16 protein-coding genes are annotated in these 18,778 nt (G+C 40.1%); 3 read left to right on the forward strand and 13 right to left on the reverse strand.

All coding sequences use genetic code 11. The features are described 5' to 3' along the window. Positions 1–109 precede the first annotated feature (109 nt). The 6 genes from FZF08_RS00305 to FZF08_RS00330 form a co-directional block, all read right to left on the reverse strand. The gene (locus FZF08_RS00305; RefSeq protein WP_159466637.1) at positions 110–1,042 is read right to left on the reverse strand and encodes a PorP/SprF family type IX secretion system membrane protein; all 933 of its coding nucleotides are present in this window, start codon (positions 1,040–1,042) and stop codon (positions 110–112) included. Positions 1,043–1,145: 103 nt separating this feature from the next. Next, positions 1,146–4,358, reverse strand: a complete 3,213-nt coding sequence (locus FZF08_RS00310) for a hypothetical protein (RefSeq protein ID WP_159466638.1) — start codon at positions 4,356–4,358, stop codon at positions 1,146–1,148. 16 nt (positions 4,359–4,374) lie between these two features. Next, positions 4,375–5,451: an FAD-binding oxidoreductase gene (locus FZF08_RS00315; protein WP_159466639.1), complete on the reverse strand. Its 1,077-nt coding sequence runs from the start codon at positions 5,449–5,451 to the stop codon at positions 4,375–4,377. A gap of 6 nt (positions 5,452–5,457) precedes the next feature. Continuing rightward, entirely contained in the window at positions 5,458–6,162 is a 705-nt protein-coding gene (cmk, locus tag FZF08_RS00320; protein ID WP_159466640.1) for a (d)CMP kinase, read from the reverse strand. 143 nt (positions 6,163–6,305) lie between these two features. Beyond that, positions 6,306–6,902: an LUD domain-containing protein gene (locus FZF08_RS00325; RefSeq protein ID WP_229216363.1), complete on the reverse strand. Its 597-nt coding sequence runs from the start codon at positions 6,900–6,902 to the stop codon at positions 6,306–6,308. A 7-nt stretch (positions 6,903–6,909) separates the two neighbouring features. Further along, positions 6,910–8,283 carry a lactate utilization protein B gene (locus FZF08_RS00330; RefSeq protein WP_159466642.1) on the reverse strand — a complete coding sequence of 458 codons (1,374 nt, stop codon included), beginning with the start codon at positions 8,281–8,283 and terminating at the stop codon, positions 6,910–6,912. A 243-nt stretch (positions 8,284–8,526) separates the two neighbouring features. On the opposite strand from FZF08_RS00330, the gene FZF08_RS00335 reads away from it, so the two are divergent. Next, the gene (locus FZF08_RS00335; protein WP_159466643.1) at positions 8,527–8,922 is read left to right on the forward strand and encodes a hypothetical protein; all 396 of its coding nucleotides are present in this window, start codon (positions 8,527–8,529) and stop codon (positions 8,920–8,922) included. A 55-nt stretch (positions 8,923–8,977) separates the two neighbouring features. On the opposite strand, the gene FZF08_RS00340 is transcribed toward FZF08_RS00335, so the two are convergent. From FZF08_RS00340 to FZF08_RS00370, 7 genes are all read right to left on the reverse strand, one after another. Next, positions 8,978–9,757 (reverse strand): (Fe-S)-binding protein, encoded by a 780-nt coding sequence (locus tag FZF08_RS00340; RefSeq protein WP_159466644.1) that lies wholly within the window; start codon positions 9,755–9,757, stop codon positions 8,978–8,980. A 5-nt stretch (positions 9,758–9,762) separates the two neighbouring features. Then, the gene (locus FZF08_RS00345; RefSeq protein WP_229216364.1) at positions 9,763–10,545 is read right to left on the reverse strand and encodes an endonuclease/exonuclease/phosphatase family protein; all 783 of its coding nucleotides are present in this window, start codon (positions 10,543–10,545) and stop codon (positions 9,763–9,765) included. Between the two features lie 185 nt (positions 10,546–10,730). After that, a complete protein-coding gene (locus FZF08_RS00350; RefSeq protein WP_159466645.1) occupies positions 10,731–11,063 on the reverse strand; it encodes an L-rhamnose mutarotase in 333 nt (110 codons plus the stop codon). 15 nt (positions 11,064–11,078) lie between these two features. Then, positions 11,079–11,906 (reverse strand): amidohydrolase, encoded by an 828-nt coding sequence (locus FZF08_RS00355; protein ID WP_159466646.1) that lies wholly within the window; start codon positions 11,904–11,906, stop codon positions 11,079–11,081. Positions 11,907–11,970: 64 nt separating this feature from the next. Continuing rightward, positions 11,971–12,834: a fumarylacetoacetate hydrolase family protein gene (locus FZF08_RS00360; RefSeq protein ID WP_159466647.1), complete on the reverse strand. Its 864-nt coding sequence runs from the start codon at positions 12,832–12,834 to the stop codon at positions 11,971–11,973. Positions 12,835–12,978: 144 nt separating this feature from the next. After that, positions 12,979–13,752, reverse strand: coding sequence for an SDR family NAD(P)-dependent oxidoreductase (locus FZF08_RS00365; protein ID WP_159466648.1), 774 nt, complete (start codon positions 13,750–13,752; stop codon positions 12,979–12,981). 177 nt (positions 13,753–13,929) lie between these two features. Further along, a complete protein-coding gene (locus FZF08_RS00370) occupies positions 13,930–15,582 on the reverse strand; it encodes a UxaA family hydrolase (RefSeq protein WP_159466649.1) in 1,653 nt (550 codons plus the stop codon). A 329-nt stretch (positions 15,583–15,911) separates the two neighbouring features. Between FZF08_RS00370 and FZF08_RS00375 the strand changes: the two genes are divergently transcribed. Further along, positions 15,912–16,793, forward strand: coding sequence for an AraC family transcriptional regulator (locus tag FZF08_RS00375; protein ID WP_159466650.1), 882 nt, complete (start codon positions 15,912–15,914; stop codon positions 16,791–16,793). A 310-nt stretch (positions 16,794–17,103) separates the two neighbouring features. Next, a complete protein-coding gene (gene ade / locus FZF08_RS00380; RefSeq protein WP_159466651.1) occupies positions 17,104–18,738 on the forward strand; it encodes an adenine deaminase in 1,635 nt (544 codons plus the stop codon). The last annotated feature ends 40 nt before the right edge of the window (positions 18,739–18,778 follow it).

Raw genomic sequence — 18,778 nt, forward strand, 5'->3', positions numbered from 1 at the left:
AAATGTGATTATTTCATTTACCGCACAAAGTTACGAGACTTATGTAAACAAAACGCAAAAAATCTCCTTTTTACTAAACATGTTCGGAGATATTCACCTTATGTTTACTTCAATACTTCTGGAAGCCATTCGGGTTGGGAACAAACTTCAGCATTAGCTCGTGAATTCCTTTGGGCGCATTGGAAACTATGTTAATTTGTTCAATTTGTCGTGTACTGTAAAAATATCCCAACCTTATATTCTTACCCACCTGAGCCTCAGCAGATAATTGCAAATAATTAATATTCGACCCTCCATATGAATATGCGCCGCCAGCGTGATAAGTTGCACCGATCCCGACTTTCTCACTAAACCAGACACGTCCTCCAAAATCTACCCTCAGTTTGTAATCCTTTTCCTGGACAACAAGAAGATTTGGCAATAACTTCACATCTTCCGCCAGAGGATAACTTCCTCCAAGCATCACGTAAAGAGGACGACGGTAAAAATTAGCAATGCTCTGCTGCCCAAATTTCTGAGATAAAATTTCTGGTTTTGAAACGCCTATAAAAAAATCATCCGAATGAAGCCAGGCACCCAATCCAAAACTACCTAACGCTCTGTTAGTACTGCTCAGCGCTGATTGTGTATCAAAAACAGGTAAAACATTTATGCCACCCTGTCCACCCAAAGCCAATTTCCATTTATCATTTATTCCTAAGTGATAAGCAAAAGAGGCAGAAAAAGCGGTTGTGGTGAAATAACTTGTTTGATCATTCAGTGCCTGGAAACCGATACCAAATTTTCCGTTTGAAATCGTACCATCACCTGCAAAAGTCTGACTGGAAGGAGAATTGGGAATAGTAAACCACTTTCTACGAAACATCGCTGTCATATTAAATGTCTCGCGAACGCCTGTAAATGCCGGATTTATAGCCATCGGATTTTGCAGATATTGCTCATATAAAACTTCCCGCTGAGCAAAAACATTATGATCGTTCAAAAAAAGAAAGGAAACAATCAGCACAGATGATAAAATACTGTTTCGAAAACTTGTTATCATTTTTACTTAAATAAAAGGTTCGGGTTTTGTAAAAAAAATGGCACGAGAATCAATCTCCTGCCATTTCAAATTTCTTTCAAATTATAAAATAACTTGACAAATTTTAAAAATCATATCCCAAAGTAACATAAGGAATCGCTTTGTTTGTCGAGCCGTTATCAACGCCCCATGCATAATCGAATTTAACATAAATACCGAAAACCGTTGTGCGGGCTCCAATACCGTAGCCCATCAAATATGGATTTCTATAATTGGTAACGGTTGCTTTGAAAGGATCTTCAACGCTTCCGATTATTTCTGTATTCAAACTGTTCTTCTCACTGAAAGGTCCTTTTCCTGTCCAGGCTGTACCAATATCACCAAAACCAACAATCTGGAAATTCCTTAAAGTACTCGAAGTGATGGCCCCACGGTATAAATATTTAATCAAAGGGATCCGCAACTCAGCATTTGCCAGCATGTAACTGGTCCCCGATAAACGGTTCAGATTAAATCCTCTCAGGTTTGTAGCAAAGTCAGTAAAGAAAATATCTCGGTTATCTTTTGAGAAATCCAGGGCATTAACACCCGTTGTACGAGAATCTTTTTTGTTTCCAATCCAGTTTTCCATACCTCCCAAAACACTTTGTTTCGCCGCTTTTCCTCCGGAATGACTTGCTGCAACTCTTACCGCAAGTATCAGATCACGGTGGATTTTTTGATAATGCCTGAAATCCAGACTTACTCTGTTGAAACTTTCATTGCTGTTAGATAAACCCATATAGGTGTCATAACGAACTTTGAACCGGGTTCCCTGCATCATATTAAGTCCGTTTGTACGCGTATTATCAAATACATATTCCATTCTTAACGCACCGTAATTTGATTTCAAATCAGGATTTGTCAGAATTAGATCGATATTTCTTGTTGATGCGAACATCGGAGCAAGCGTAAAGCGGCTTGTTGTAGAAAATGGATAGGAAGCTGAAAGTGTTACCTTATTGAAGCGATATTTCTGAGGCGCCACTTCCGAATCAATATACAAAGCTTGTCTGTCGATTCTTACCCCAAAGTCAACACGGCGTGCGTTGTAATTATATTCTGCAAAAAGATTACTGTTCCGGAAATTCGAAGAAATAAACAGCCCTGCTTTGATCACATGATTTTCAAGTAAATCATTCATTGAAATGGTTTGTGCATATCCAAAACCACGAACCGGATCGATGCGCCAGTCTGAACTTGCATCATTGGTAATAAACAACCCTTTGTAATTGTAAGGACCTTTTATAGCAATATTTTCACGTGTTGCCTTAGTTCTTGTCAGTGCCGGGGTAGTTGGGAATGTTCCTCTTTTCTGGCGTGACTCAAAAGTTTTCAGAATTTCTTCATCAAATTCGTAATTATCCGTATCCACTTCACCCTCTTTCAAAGCGAGTTTAGAAGGTTCTTCCTTCACAGGAGCAGAGACAGAATCAGGTTTGGCAACAGCCGAAATAACAGGTTTTGTTTCACTCCCTCCTACCACATCACCTCTAATAAGCGAAGGTGTCTGAAGCGATGCGTTTGCATCAAATCCATTTTTAAATGCCGCGGTGTAATAACCGTCGTTCAAATAAGTATAAGCAATAGCTCCGCCTGATTTCAAAGAAATATCTGCACTTCTGATGTTATAGATATAATTGGTTAACTGCGAGCTTGCATTGGCTGCCTTGTTATATTTGAATACATTATTTACGCCTTTGATATTTGACAAATAATAAACGTCATTTTCATCTGCATATATCGGCGCAACTTTCACCTTTGGATCCAGTGCTGTCAATCTCGTTATAACTTCCGCTCTTGGCGTTCCGTCGTGTTCGAAAAGAGATAAACCGGAAGACATGGTTTTAAAATTCCCTTTATCCGTTCCAAGAGAATCTGTTGGGCGGTTTGAAGCAAATACCACTTTTCTTGATGAACCCTGAACAAATCTTGGCGAAACATCATCATATAAGTCGTTGGTAAGGCCTGTCATTGAAGCACGGGAAACACTTACCAGAAATAAATCATTTTGTCCGTTTTTATCCGCGCTGATCGCAAGCATTGTGCCGTCGTTCGAAACATCCATATCGCTCACCTGATCCAGGCTGCGAAGAACCCGTCTCAGCTTTATTCTTATCTTTTTAGAATCAAGATTTTCATATTGATAAAAATTCTGATGTCCATTTTCGGACGCAAGTATCGAAAGCGTATTATTTCTGGACCAGCCTAAAAGAGGTGCCTGAGTTCTTAACCTGCCACCCATGAAGTCAAGTTTCCCCTGACGAATCAATTTTTTAGAGCCAGATTCGCTATCAAATAAATACACCCTGTAACGGCCGTTCTTCATTTCACTTACTGCCGTCCACTTTTTATCCGGAGAAAGTTTGATTACCGCGTTGGCATCATTGGCAGTCAGTTCGTTCAGTTTGTATTTCCAGACAGGAGCCGGATCTGTGTAAAACTGCTCTGCTTTTTTATTGATATTCAGGTAATAAGCACGCCAGTCTCTTAAAAAACGATTGTAAGAAGGGACGCCTAGTGTGCTGGTAATACTGGTTTGTTCCGTGCGAATGATTCGGGTAAGATTAAGGATATCCGACATTTTATCGCGTCCGTATTTTTCAGCAATATAATTCCAGATCGAGTGCCCGATCAGTGTTGCATCGTTTCCTGTAAGTAAAGTTGGTTTTTTGACATTGCGGTTTTTCAAAAAATCACGCATATAATCGTTAAGTTCCGGCGACCATCCTTCTGAAATATAGGCGGCAGCACCGGTCATAAACCATTCAGGAAGTGTAAGAAGTAGCGAACTTTGAAGCGCTTCTTTCATATTTCCGCCATAAAGCATGTCGTAAACAAAAAGAAGACTGATATCTTTTACCAGTTTTTTCTTGAATCCAATCTGATCACCTGTATACGCAACCTCAACCCGGGACTGTCCCAGGTCCAGTTTTCTTTCATCAAGATTATCAATTTTTGATAACCCCATGTTGCTTTGTTCGAGCTCCTGCGGAGAATTGTAAAGAAATATTTTGACACGGGTATAAGGCGTCCACCCTAAAACATCAGTAATTCTATCGAATTCATTTTCAGCATATTGAGCCGTAAGTTTGGCTATTGCTGTTCCACCCTGATAGTGATAAATTTCGAAATTTGTTGTTCTGAAAATCTTCCAGGTGAAGGTTTTGTTCTGCACGCGGTTTTTGCCGAATACTTCCTGGGAGGGATAACGTTGTGCAATACTTTCGACGCTTACCAAAAGTAACGCGAAAATAGAACCCGATATAGCTAGCTTGTGTATAAATTTTATGCTCATTTTTCTCCTGCTTACTTCAACGGAAATATAACGAAAAATACCTCTTAATATTCACTGCCTCACTCAATTCTTTATGATGGACCAGATATTCTGCTAACTCCTTCGCGAAAAACGGAGCTAATGTGACACCTTTTGTGCCCAGTCCGTTAAATATTCCAAGCCTCGGCTGATCCGGGTGAATTCCCAGCATAGGCCTTCTGTCATGGGAAGAAGGCCGAATTCCGGCAGACTGCCCCGAGATTTTATATGGTACTTTTAATATCGGTTTCAATTTTTCCTCCAACTCCTCCCGTGCGATTTCCGTAATTTCCCAATTCAGGTTTTCCCAGGAATATGTCGCTCCTACCCTGCATGCTGTCCCGGAAACAGGAAGAATAAAAATACCCTGATTGACGATCTGATCTCCCGTTATGTTTTCAATTTCCACTTCGAGAATTTCACCTTTAACGGGTGTAAACGGCAGCCAGCTGAAATACTTATTGTCCTTGGCCAAATATCCCTGACAAAGGATTACTTTATCAAACGTTTTATCTTTCCAAATTACATGTTCTTCTGAAAAAATTAAATCTTTCGCGTCGAACGGTGCTTCTAAAAGCAGATTATTTTTCGTGAAATATTCTGTGCTTTTTTCAAGTAAAACGGGCAAATCGACCCAGCCGGATTGAATTACTTCCATTCCGCCATAAGGCGTATGAACATGTTCAGGAATTATTTCACGTTTAGTATCCTGTATATATGAAGCAATTCCGGGATCTGACGTCCGGGATAAATACGAATTCTGCTCTTCTATGGATCGAAAAGGTCTGTAAATTGACGTTTGATGAATGATTTTAGCATCCAGCTTTTCTTCAAGCCCCGAATAAAAAGTCTGGGCATAAGGAAAAATATCATCCGCCAGCCAGGTTTTCACAAGCTTTTTTCCCGTCAGCGGATTGAAAATACCTGCGGCCACTTTTGAAGAAGATGGTAATGAAGAATCATTAACCACCAGTATTTTTTTACCTGAATTGTGTAAATGCCAGGCCAGTGAAGTTCCTGCAATACCTTGTCCTACAATTAAATAATCATAAAACGAATCGAGATTTTCTGTCATGAAATTTTACTTTGTTTCACGACCACGAAGTACCAGACCAATTTGCTCGTCAGCCAGCCGGACAACCATTTCTACTTGTTCGTCCAATGTCATCAAAGAATTATCAATATAAATCGCATCATCGGCCTGCCTTAATGGACTTTCCGTACGCGTGGTATCGATATGATCTCTCATTTTCAAATTGTCAGCGATTTCCTGCAAGCCAATCAGTTCTCCTTTTTCCAATAATTCAGTCTGGCGGCGCTGCGCGCGGATCATCGGGTCAGCAGTCATGAAAATTTTAAGTTCTGCCTGTGGAAAAACAACCGTTCCGATATCACGGCCGTCCATGACAATTCCTCTGGTTTTTCCCATTCTCTGCTGCTGGGCAACCAATGCGTGACGCACTTCTGCAACGGCACTTACGGTACTCACCTGCTCTGAAACGTACATTTTGCGTATTTCATTCTCAACATTTAATCCGTTGAGATACGTGTCGTTAGTACCTTTTATTTTATCTCTGCGAAAAGTAATATGGATATCGCTTAACGCCTTTTGTATTTCTTTGGGATTGGAAACAGCAATATGATTCTGGATAAAAAACAATGTTACGGCACGGTACATTGCTCCCGTGTCTATGTAGGCATAGTTCAGTTGTTTTGCAACTTGCTTGGCGGTGGTGCTTTTGCCGCAGCTTGAATAGCCGTCAATCGCAACAATTATTTTTGGCATACTTTCAAAGTTTATTAGTTGGCCCAATTACGCAGCCAAAGCAAAAAATGCAACTGGTAATATCTGCAAAAATATAAGAAAGTAAGCGGCAGACGAACTTTTTTACAGACTAACTTTAAAACTATCCTGATATTAATTGATAACTAATTCTCCACTAAAAAGATAACCATACTTCTGGCACCATGCGCACCGATCACCAATGATTGCTCAATATCGGCTGTTTTGGAAGGACCAGCGATAAAACATCCCCAGCCGGTTGTATCCGTTAATCTTTTATAAGCGTCGTGCATGTTATTGACCAGGGCATTTCTTGGAATGACAAATGCCAGATTTTGTGTAATAAAAGGCAGTGCACGGTGTTGCAAATGATTATCAGAAATCCATACCGCGCCGTTTTCTGCTACACCAAACTCCGCCTGCAAAATCGCAACTTCAATCATTTCCAGTTCATGCGGGTCAGCCATTTGTAAGCTAAAATCCGCCCAGTCCGCCAGCTCAGGAATTGTTGTCGCCTTATTGACAACACCCGCATACATTTCGTCAACTTTTATTTTTAAATCAGCAAGCGAATCCACCACGATCACTTCTGTATAAATCGCTTCCAGAATTTCTTTAAACTTTGCTTCTGTATTTTCATAATCACTTTCGTAGGTATATTGAAGCGGCAGAACCGATCCAGTCGGTTTGTTCAGCTTTATTTGCTGAAGAATTTTTTCACGTGAGCTCATAATCTTATCCATGCTTTACTTATTCGCGGTTTCGCACATACCAATCTCTGAAACTTTCCTTCGGCGGCTCCGGCATTTCTCTTTGTTTGAACCAGGGGTTCAAAGAATTGTTTACCATAAAAGGTAAAGTCCTCATCACCGAACGTCCTAACCTGCCTGACCATTGATAAAATCTCGGCTGAGACAAAACCATAGACATTGCTTTCACACCAATTTCTTTCACCTGCGGCACATGTCCGCCTTGAACCAAAACCTGTCTCCATTTATAAAGCTGGTCATGAATGTCGATTTTCACAGGACAAACATTGGTGCAGCTCCCGCATAAAGTACTTGCAAATGGAAGATCTGCGTTTTTAGTCATATCCAGATTGGGCGCCAGAATTGAACCAATCGGGCCAGCGACAGCATTATGATAACTATGTCCGCCGCTTCTTCTATATACCGGACAAGTATTCATACAAGCACCGCAGCGAATACATTTCAACGAATTCCGAAAATCGGCACGGCCAAGCTGCGCACTTCTGCCGTTATCTACAATGACCAAATGCATTTCCTGGCCTTCCCGTGGTGATTTAAAATGACTGCTGTATGTAGTTACGGGTTGTCCGGTTGCACTTCTTGCCAAAAGTCTGAGAAAAACGCCCAGGTGCGCCTGCAACGGAATCAGTTTTTCAAAACCCATGCAAGCAATATGCACATCAGCCAGATGCGCGCCCATATCCGCATTCCCCTCATTGGTACAAACCACAAAACCACCCGTTTCTGCAATAGCAAAATTGACGCCGGTTAAGGCAGCTTTTCTTGTCAAAAACTTATCACGCAAATGTTGTCTGGCCGCTTCCGTCAGATATTGCGGATCGGTTGCTCCGGCATCTGTTCCCAAATGCTCATGAAAAAGGTCACCGATATCTTTTTTCTTTAAATGTATAGCAGGCAAAACAATATGACTTGGCGGCTCATTACGAAGCTGTACAATCCGTTCGCCCAAATCTGTATCGATCACTTCAATTCCGTTTTTAGTAAGAAAATCATTCATATGACATTCCTCGGTAAGCATGGATTTGCTTTTGATCATTCTGTCAACATTATGCTGTTTCAGAATTGCCAATACAATTTCATTATGCTCGGCAGCATCAGCTGCCCAATGCACATGGATTCCGTTTGCTTTGGCATTTTTTTCAAATGTTTCCAGCAGCTCGTCCATATGAGACAGCACATAATTTTTTATCTGAGACGCAGTTTCCCGTAAATTCTCCCATTCAGGCAATAATTTCGAGGATTTATCACGTTTTGTTCGGACAAACCAGAGCGTTTCGTCATGCCAATCTACGTACGATTCATCCTTATTAAAGACGTCCGCCGCGTCCGCATGTTCCATTACAGCTTTTGACATGGTTTTGTTAACAATTAGATAATAGTATTTTATAAAGAATAAGAATTGTACTTTTCACATTCATTGTATTATTTCAAGTTTGCAAATTATTTAATAAACAACTTTTACAAAATCTCAAAATTGCTATTTTATTGTATTGCAATATGTTATACTTTTGAATCACAAAGTTTTTTGATCGGGGCAACAGAGTCTGATCAAAGTTTTATTTAACTTTTTTTAGACACAATTTAATTTTCACTCCTTATGAAAGCCAAAAACACTCTCTTTACAGCTGCCTTGATTGGTATGCTTATATCAGGTTCAGCATTTACAGTGAATGCACAAACCGCCATCGCAACTTCAGATAAAACTGAATCAGCTTCTAACAAGCTTACAGTGCTGCAAGTTAAACCAATGCAATTCAGAGTAGCCTATATAAATCCGGTATCAAATCTTGTAAGTGTACGCATCCTTGATACTGATAAAAATATCCTTTTTTCAGAAAGTCACCGTCCTGAATCAAGCTACGTGAAATATTTCGACCTTTCGACTCTTTTGGATGGTACTTATACATTCGAAATTACGGACGGAAAAGAGAAGGCTTCACAAACGTTTGATATCTTGACTAAAACGAGCCGTGTCGTTTCTTCAATCAACTAAACGACTGACTCTTCTCAGATTCTGATTTCCGTAAAACTTTGTAAAATGCCGGTGCTCAATGATTGGGTACCGGTATTTGTTTTTTAACAGCACTGTTCAAAATCTCGGCAATATGTTTCACCTGCACCGGAGAATTTTTTCTTTTCAAAATTCCTTCCAGATGTAAAAGGCAGCTCATATCAGATCCTGTAATATATTCAGCATGATGTCGGATATGATCTGAAACTCTATCCTTACCCATTTTCACAGACACAGCTTCTTCAGCCACACAAAAAGTCCCGCCAAATCCACAGCATTCATCTTTTCTATCCAGATCAACCAATTCCAAACCATTTACTTTTTTCAAAAGCGTTTCTGGTTTGTTAAAGGGTGCCGCATTCAGCTCAGACATCTGTGAAAGATGCAGTCCACGTTGTCCGTGACAACCCTGATGCAAACCTACACGATACGGAAACTCAGCCTCAATTTCATCGATTTTCAAAACATCGGTTATAAATTCAACCAGTTCATAGACTTTTTTACGAAGTACTTTTGAATCATTCTCCTGGTTTTCAACCTTCAAATGCTCTTTGATATGTAATACGCAACTTCCAGAGGGTGAAACAACATAGTCAAATGCTGCAAATGAATCATAAAAAAGACGGTTGCAATCTTTGGTAAGATGCTCAAATCCCGAATTTGCCATGGGTTGTCCGCAGCAAGTCTGGTTTAGAGGAAAACCAACTTTACAGCCTAATTTTTCAAGTAATTCCAATGTTGCTATCCCAACCTGTGGATAAAACTGATCCACATAACAAGGAATAAATAATCCGATTTTTAAATGAGAATAATCCATGTGTTTTACCAAAATTCAATGGTGGCCATTATTGGATAGTGATCCGAAACTTCGGGATGATTTTTAATCACCTTATATCTTTTCACGCGTACCTTATTATTCATTAATACAAAAATATAATCCATCCGATCGCCGGGTAAGCCTTCATTCCAGGTTTCCATTTGTGATCCCCGAGCTGCATCCTGCCATTTTTTTCGAAAAGAAAAATACGGCTGCTCGTTCGGCCGTGCTCCCATATCCATACCAATTACTACCGGCTGAATACTTCCCTGTAACATCTGGTTTACAAAAGCGGCTTGCAAAGCTCTGTCAACTACGGACGCATATTCCAAACGCGCATTACAAAACCGAAAAGTCAGATTTTTGGTAGGATGAATCAGTCCGCATTGCAAGACCCGCGCATCCGAACCTTTTGTCATTGGCAAATTGAACTTTTGCGTTTTTTCAAAAGGCCATTTAGACAATAGACCAACTCCCTGAGAACCGTGTTCCGTACTATCTGCAACTCCATAGGCGTAATACATGCCGGTTTGAATAGCAAGCTGACGCAACTGAAACTGTACTTTCCCGTTATTTTTTAAACTATCCACCGCCTGTAAGGCAATGAGCTGAGGTGAGTTTTCTTTTATTACTTTCAATATCCCCATCAGATTTGACTCGTCGTTCAAATCCAATCCATGACGGACATTGAAACTCATCACTTTTATCTCAAACGGCCGACGAGGCTGAGAGGATAATAAAGTAATGGCCAAACTTATTAAGCTGATAATCAGTACTAACTTTTTCAATCTATCAAATAGCTAAGTAAAAGGACTCCGGTCAAACCATAATTTAAAACCATTGGGCTGAAAATTGTAATCTGTCTTTGATTTTTTCCAGGAAGTTTCTCCTAACTGTGGTTGAGTATGCTGGTTTTGCTAGTTTTAAAAGTTACTTTTCAATCGGCTAATTCTATTATTTTAAGCTTTTATTTTTATACCAAAGCAAAAATCTGTTCCATTAAGATCCATTTTTCACCTTCTTTTGCTGACGGAAGTGCCTGCTGGTATTTCCAGACAAACTGCTCCCATTCCTGTACTTTTGGATTTGCCGCATCCATGGCATCCTTGTTTTCAAAACTGAAATCATCTTCCGTTTCCATGATCATGAAGAGACGGTTTGCAATCCTGAATATTTCCATTTGTGTGATCCCGGAATCCAGAATACTCTTTGCGATTTCCGGGCGAATAGCTTTATGAAGCGCTTCGTATTCCGCGATCATTTCTGCATCATTTACCAAATCCAGTGCCAGACAATATCTTTTCATTACAACTATATTTCTTTAATCAAGAGAATAAAATTTCACAGCGTTATCGCCCCAGATCTTCTTCTGTTCGTCTTTTGATAACTTAGCAACGTAAGTTGCAAGAATATCTTTCATTGCTCCATATTCAGCAGCAACCAGACAAACCGGCCAATCGGATCCAAAAAGTATACGATTTGATCCAAAAGCTTCGAAAACTGTATCCAGATAGGGAGTAAAATCTTCGTTTTTCCAATTGTACCAATCCGCTTCCGTTACCATTCCGGAAACTTTGCAGGATACGTTTGGTAGTTCGGCAAGTTTTTTGATATCTTTTGCCCAACCTTCAATTTCTCCTTTTTTGATAAAAGGTTTTGCGATATGATCCAACACAAAACGAACGTTCGGCAATTGTTTTACAAAAGTATAGCTGGCTTCCAGCTGCGTTGGATAAACCAGAATATCGTAGGTAAAATTAAAAGCCGCCAGTTGTCTTACGCCTTTGATAAAATCCGGCTGTTCTAAAAAACCTTCAGGTTCACCTTGTACCACATGACGGAAACCTTTTAGTTTTTCAAACTGAGAACAAACTTCAAGGCGATCGTACAAATTATCTGCTCGTAAATCGATCCATCCTACAACTCCTTTGACAAAATCATTGGATTCTGCCTGTTGAAGCAAAAACTCAGTTTCCTGATTTGACTGATCAGCCTGCACTGCCACACAGCCATCAACGCCATTTGCTTTTAATACAGGTTCAAGATCTGCCGGGAGGAAGTTTTTACGTATTTTCTCCATTTCCGGTGTGATCCAGGAATCCCGTTCCTCGTCATAAACCCAAAAATGCTGGTGCGAATCGATTACCATTTTTTATATTTTGATGTAAATTTCGAATGAAGTTTTTGTCAAAAATTCATTCGAAATTCTGAAATTATAATGCTTTCCAGGCAATTGCTTCTTGTCTTTGTTCTCCCAAACCTTCAATTCCAAGTTCTACAATATCCCCTGGTTTCAAATAAAATGGTGGTTTCATACCCAGACCAACACCAGCTGGCGTTCCTGTTGAAATGACATCACCCGGAAGCAAAGTCATGAACTGGCTTAGGTAGCTTACCAAAAACGGCACATGGAAAATCATATCCGAGGTTGTACTATCCTGGATCTTCTTGCCATTTAATGACAACCAAAGGTTAAGATCATTCGCATTTGCAACTTCCGAAGCAGGAACGAAATAAGGTCCGATTGGAGCAAAAGTGTCATTACTTTTTCCCTTCACCCATTGTCCACCACGTTCCAATTGAAATTCACGTTCCGAATAATCGTTGTGAACAGCATATCCAGCAACATAATTTAAGGCATCCGCTTCTTCAACATAACTTGTTTTTTTGCCAATGATCACCGCCAATTCTACTTCCCAATCCGTCTTCACAGAATTGCGTGGAATAATCACCTGATCATTCGGCCCTACCAAAGCAGAAGTCGATTTAAAAAATACAATCGGCTCTTTTGGAAGTTCCGTCGCACCGGATTCATATGCGTGTTTTGCATAATTCATTCCAATACAAACTATTTTGGATGGTCTTGCAATGCATGATCCAAAGCGAAAACCTTTTTCAACACGTGGCGCTGATTCTGAATTGGTTGTAAGCCAATCTGCCAGGCGATTTAATCCATCTGTTGCAAAAAATTTCTCGTTATAATCTTCACCAAAAGCAGAAACATCCAGCAATTCGCCGTTTGTTAGTTCTACACCAGGTTTTTCTTGTTCGTATGCGCCAAAGCGGAAAAGTTTCATAGATTTCTAGGTTTTGTTGTTACACAGAGGAAATAGGAGTTGAAAAGGAGGTACACAGAGTTTTTATAAAAAAATTTACTCAATAAAATAAAACTCTGTGTAACTCTTTTTTGCTCTGTGGTTCTCTGTGTAACCTATAAATAATTAGTTATTTAATTTTTCGAATCCTCCGTCAATCAGGTAATCACAGCCAGTGATAAATGATGCTTCGTCTGAACAAAGATAAAGTGCCAGCGCACCAATTTCCGAAGGTTTTGCCATACGACCAATTGGCTGGGTTTTTGACAGTTTTTCAAACATTTCAGCTTCCTGTCCCGGATAATTTTTTGATATAAATCCATCAACAAAAGGCGTATGAACACGGGCTGGAGAAACGCTGTTACAACGAATTCCATCCGCCAGATAATCACGTGCAACGGATAAAGTCATGGAAAAAACAGCTCCCTTTGCAGTAGAATAAGCAAAACGATCAGGAATACCTACCGTTGCAGCAATCGATGCCATGTTTAAAATGACGCCGCCACCTGCTTTTTTCAAATGCGGAATTGTAGCGAAAAGACAATTGTAAACGCCTTTTACATTGACATTGATGACACGGTCAAAATCTGTTTCTGCCGTATTATCTGCTTTGCCAATATGTGCAATTCCGGCGTTATTTACCAAAATATTGATCGTTGCTTTTTCAGCAATTCCGTCAATAACTCTTACTACATCAGCCTGTTTTGATATATCAATGGCGTGCGCTTCTGCACTTCCACCCTCACTTTTAATATCAGCTACAACCTGATTGGCAAGATCAATATTAAGTTCAAGAATATGGACATGTGCGCCCTGCTTTGCAAAGGTTTGGGATATTGCTAACCCGATTCCGCTTGCGCCGCCGGTCACCAATGCTACTTTACCAGTTAAATCAAACATGTATTTTACAATTTAATAAAAGATCAAGAGTCTATTTGAAAAGACTTTTGATATATAACTTTACTCGATACTTAACGTAACACTCCGGAGTAAATCCCGATCTTCCCAAGAGATATTTCTGGCCCCAAGGTTAAAACCTTGGGTTAATTATATCCACAATCAAATCACACTCAGAAATTACAGAGAAACCCCTCTTTTCCACGGAATAAAATCATCCTGACCTAATTGCTGCGCTTTCGTAAGTTCTCCGCTGGCGACTTTGATCACATATTCCAGTAAATGATCTGCATTTTCTTCCAGTGATTGAGAGCCGTCAACGACTGGTCCGCAGTCAAAATCAATTACATCAGGCATACGGTTGGCCAAAATTGTATTGGTCGCCACTTTCGCTACCGGACAGATCGGATTACCTGTCGGCGTTCCTAATCCGGTTGTAAACAAAATGATATTCGCCCCCGCAGCTGTTTGTCCCGTAGTCGCTTCCACATCATTTCCGGGCGTACAAACCAGCGCCAAGCCGGGAACTGTTGCTCTTTCTGTATAATTTAAAACATCAGATATATAAGCATTCCCACCTTTTTTGGCAGCTCCGGCCGATTTAATCGCATCGGTAATCAAACCATCCTTAATATTTCCAGGCGAAGGATTGAAGGCAAAAGCTGAACCCACGGCTTCGGCTTTTCCTGCATATTCACGCATTAGTTTTTCAAACTTGGCTGCTTTTTCCTCTGTCACACAACGGTTAAGCAATTCCTGTTCAACACCGTTAAGTTCAGGAAATTCCGCCAAAAGCGTTTGTCCACCCAAACCCACAATGATATCCGACAAATGACCTAAAACCGGATTTGCTGAAATTCCTGAAAAACCATCGGAACCTCCGCATTTCAATCCAACATTAAGTTTGGACAGAGGAGCGTCTTCACGTTCCTGTTTGTTCATTTCTGTCAAACCCAAAAAAGTAGATTTAATCGCTCCTGAAACCAAAGAATATTCAGTACCTTTTTGGTGCTCAAAAGCGTAAAACGGTTTATTGAAATTCGGATCACGTTTTTTGATTTCGTCTTCCAAAGTCTGCAATTCCGAATTTTGACAGCCTAAACTCAAAACCGTAATTCCAGCTACGTTCGGGTGCACTGCATACGCTGCAAAAAGTGCACAAAGCGTGTTTGCATCCGTACGTGTTCCACCGCAACCGCCTTCATGTGTCAGAAACTTAATTCCGTCAACATTCGGGAAAGGGCGATTTTTCGTTTGCTGCTCTCTTGTTGGCTCAGAAAAACCACCCAGATTTTGCATCTTCGACATATCACCCGACTGATATGCTTTCAGAAATTCCGCAACCTGTCCGCGGTACATATCCGTTTGTGCATAACCAAGTTCACGCTCAAAAGCGTCTTTCATGATCAGCACGTTTCTGTTTTCACAAAAAACAAGCGGCAGAACCAGCCAGTAATTGTATGTTCCTACGCGGCCATCGGCGCGGTGATATCCTTTAAAAGTACGACCTTCCCAACGGCTTACATCCGGTTGGGTATATAAATAAGGTTGACGATTGGCAGTGCTGTAATCCTGAGAATCGTGTTTTAAATTAAAAGTTGTGATCGGTTCACCACGTTTGATCGGCTGCTTTGCACGACCCACCAAAACGCCGTACATAATAATGGCACCACCTGTTTCTATATCTTCTGTTACGAATTTATGTTTCGAAGAAACACCGTAAGGAAGCTGATAACTTACCCCGTTCCACTCCGCCTCTGCCCCGGTTGGCAAATCCCTCAACGCTACAATAACATTATCAGAGGGGTGAATTTTTAAAAGATTGGACGCCATAGTACTCTCAAGAGAAAATATGTATTAATAAAGTTCATGATTGGTGAATTTGAAATAACCCAACGTAGAAGAATATTCCAGACTGCAATTACACAGACGAAATAATCAGCTTTTACCCGGTTTACCAAAAGCAGCGATCAATTATATATACTGCAAAAGAGCTGAAATAGTACATCCTATTATTCAAAATAAAAATACCAATATTTTCTATTGAATTTTTATACAAATGAATAGAAATATTACAAGGCCATGTTTCACTATTATAGCATATTTTTCAATAATTTTGGCATAAATTAAGTAATTAGTTCAAAAATCCTGACATTATAACTGTGAAACCGCAATTATTGAAAGTACCAAAAGGTTTGCAGCAATCTTTTAGCATCAGAAGAGACGTTGTGCTGTATTTCTACAACCGCTGGCATTATCATCCGGAAATGGAACTGGTTCATATTGAACAAGGATCGGGCACTCAATTTGTGGGCGACAATATTCAGCATTTTCAAAGCGGAGATCTTCTTTTGATCGGATCAAATCTGCCTCATTACTGGCGTTGTGATGAAAAATATTTTCGTGGAGATTCTAAGTTATATGCTCAGGCTACGGTTCTACATTTTTCCGCTGAATTGTTCGGTGACATTTTTAGAAATCTGCCGGAGAATAAATCCATCAATGAATTGCTGGAAAAGGCAAAGTATGGGATGAAATTATCGGGTCAGGAAAACCATCTGGTAAAATCACTATTACAAAATCTGCTCGATCAAAAAGAGGGAAATCCGGTTATTTCCCTTCTCCAGATATTGGAAACCCTGGCGCAAAGCAAGGATGTAAAATTACTTTCCAATAGTCATTACCAGGAAGAATATGACCAATATGACACCGACAGGATTAATCAGATATATAAATATTCACTGGATAATTTTCAGCGAAAAATAACAATTGAAGAAATCGCAGAAGTTGCCAGTATCAGTCCGCATTCCTTTTGCCGGTATTTCAAAAGTCGCAGCAGAAAAACATATTCTCAGTTTTTGCTGGAATTACGTATCGGTCGCGCCTGTAAATTATTGATTGACGGGAAACTGAGCGTGGCGCAAATCTGCTATGAAAGTGGATTTAATAACTTTGCCAATTTTAATAAATATTTCAAAATCCATACTGGGAAAAGTCCGTTGCAATACCAGAAGGGGTACCGGACGAGTCCGGTGCTTTTGTGAGATTTTGTTTTCGAATATTTTTTATAGTGTGACAGTCTCATTACCCGTCCGACGGTAGAAAAAACCGTCGGACGGGTCGCACGCTCCAAAATCTGGTTGGCGAAAGTTGTCTAAAGAATATCAAGTTTTAAAGATGAGGTTTGAGCCATCCGTTGGACGGCTTTTTCCGCCGTCCAACGGGTATTAAAAGCTTCAAAAAGCCATAATGGAAATTCAATAAACCAAAGCATCAAAAATACCCTATTTAAATATAATATCTACCTTGTGCCACCAAAGCCAAACACCAGGACTTAACAGCTAAAATCAACCAATGAAAGCCAACCTTATTAATATATTCGAAAAATCCGTTCAGGAAGCTGAGATTACTATTCAAAACAAAATCATTTCCAAAATCCATATAATAGCAAAAGAAAACCCATCCTTACCCTATATCTTACCCGGATTTGTGGATGCACACGTGCATGTCGAAAGCTCCATGTTAACGCCTTCACAATTCGCCAAACTTTCCGTAGTTCACGGAACCGTGGCGACCGTTTCTGATCCGCATGAAATTGCTAATGTCATGGGTGTTCAGGGAGTGGAATACATGATTGAAGATGGAAAAAGAGTTCCGTTTAAATTTTGTTTCGGAGCTCCGTCCTGCGTTCCGGCTACGATATTTGAAACCGCAGGAGCAGTGGTCGATCCCGAAGATGTCAAAAAATTACTATCCAGCGATGATATCGGTTATCTCGCCGAAGTCATGAATTTTCCGGGTGTTTTGAATGGCGATCCGGATATGATCGCCAAAATAAACTGGGCAAAACATTTCGATAAACCTATTGACGGCCACGCTCCAGGACTTCGCGGTGAAGCAGCGAAAAAATATGCGGAAGCCGGTATGACCACCGATCACGAATGTTTCACTTATGACGAAGCAAAAGAGAAAATTGGCTACGGCGTAAAAATCCTGATCCGTGAAGGAAGTGCCGCACGGAATTTTGATGCATTGATTCCACTTCTTTCAGAATTTCCTGAAATGATCATGTTCTGTTCTGATGATAAACATCCGGACAATTTGGTAGAAGGACATATCAATGTATTGGTAAAAAGAGCACTTGCGCTGAATCATGACATTTGGAATATCCTTTTGGCGGCTTGTGTCAACCCCGTTCAGCATTATAATTTACCTGTTGGATTGCTTCGTGTAGAGGACGCAGCGGATTTTATCGTCATTGATAATATGACTGATTTTAATATTCTGCAAACTTATCTGGATGGAGAATTGGTAGCAGAAAGCGGAAAATCTTTACTTCCGGATCTTCGCAGTAGGCATATTAACCAATTCAACTGTTCTGTTAAAGAAGCAACTGATTTTGCAGTTCCGGTTTCTTCTGTCGAAGGTGATAAAATCCGGGTGATAGAAGCCTTGGAAGGACAATTGATTACACAACTGTTAATTGAAAATTACAAATCAGATGGTGAATTTATTTTATCCGATACTGATCAGGATATTTTAAAAATTGCAGTAGTTAACCGTTACCAAAATACGGCACCCGCGGTTGCATTTATCAAGAACTTTGGGATTAAAGAAGGAGCCATTGCTTCAACTGTCGCACATGATTCTCATAATATCATTGTAGTGGGTTGTGATGACCAAAGTATTTGTGATGCAGTCAATTTACTAGTGGAAGCAAAAGGCGGAGTTTCTGCTGTTGGGTTTGGAGAAAAACATATGCTGGCTTTACCGATAGCCGGACTTATGTCTGATCTTGACGGATACGAAGTGGCAGCAACTTACACACAGCTGGATCAGTTTGTAAAAACGAGACTGAAATCAACTTTGATGTCACCTTATATGACTTTATCTTTTATGGCTTTATTAGTAATTCCTTATATTAAACTAAGTGACCGCGGACTTTTTGACGGCGAAAAGTTTGAATTTGTACCTTTATCTATACAATAGGTTACTAATTGGGGGTTTATAGAAAGATTAACCTATCGGA

Origin of the sequence: Dyadobacter sp. 3J3 (assembly GCF_009801115.1) — a bacterium.
Classification (GTDB): domain Bacteria; phylum Bacteroidota; class Bacteroidia; order Cytophagales; family Spirosomataceae; genus Dyadobacter.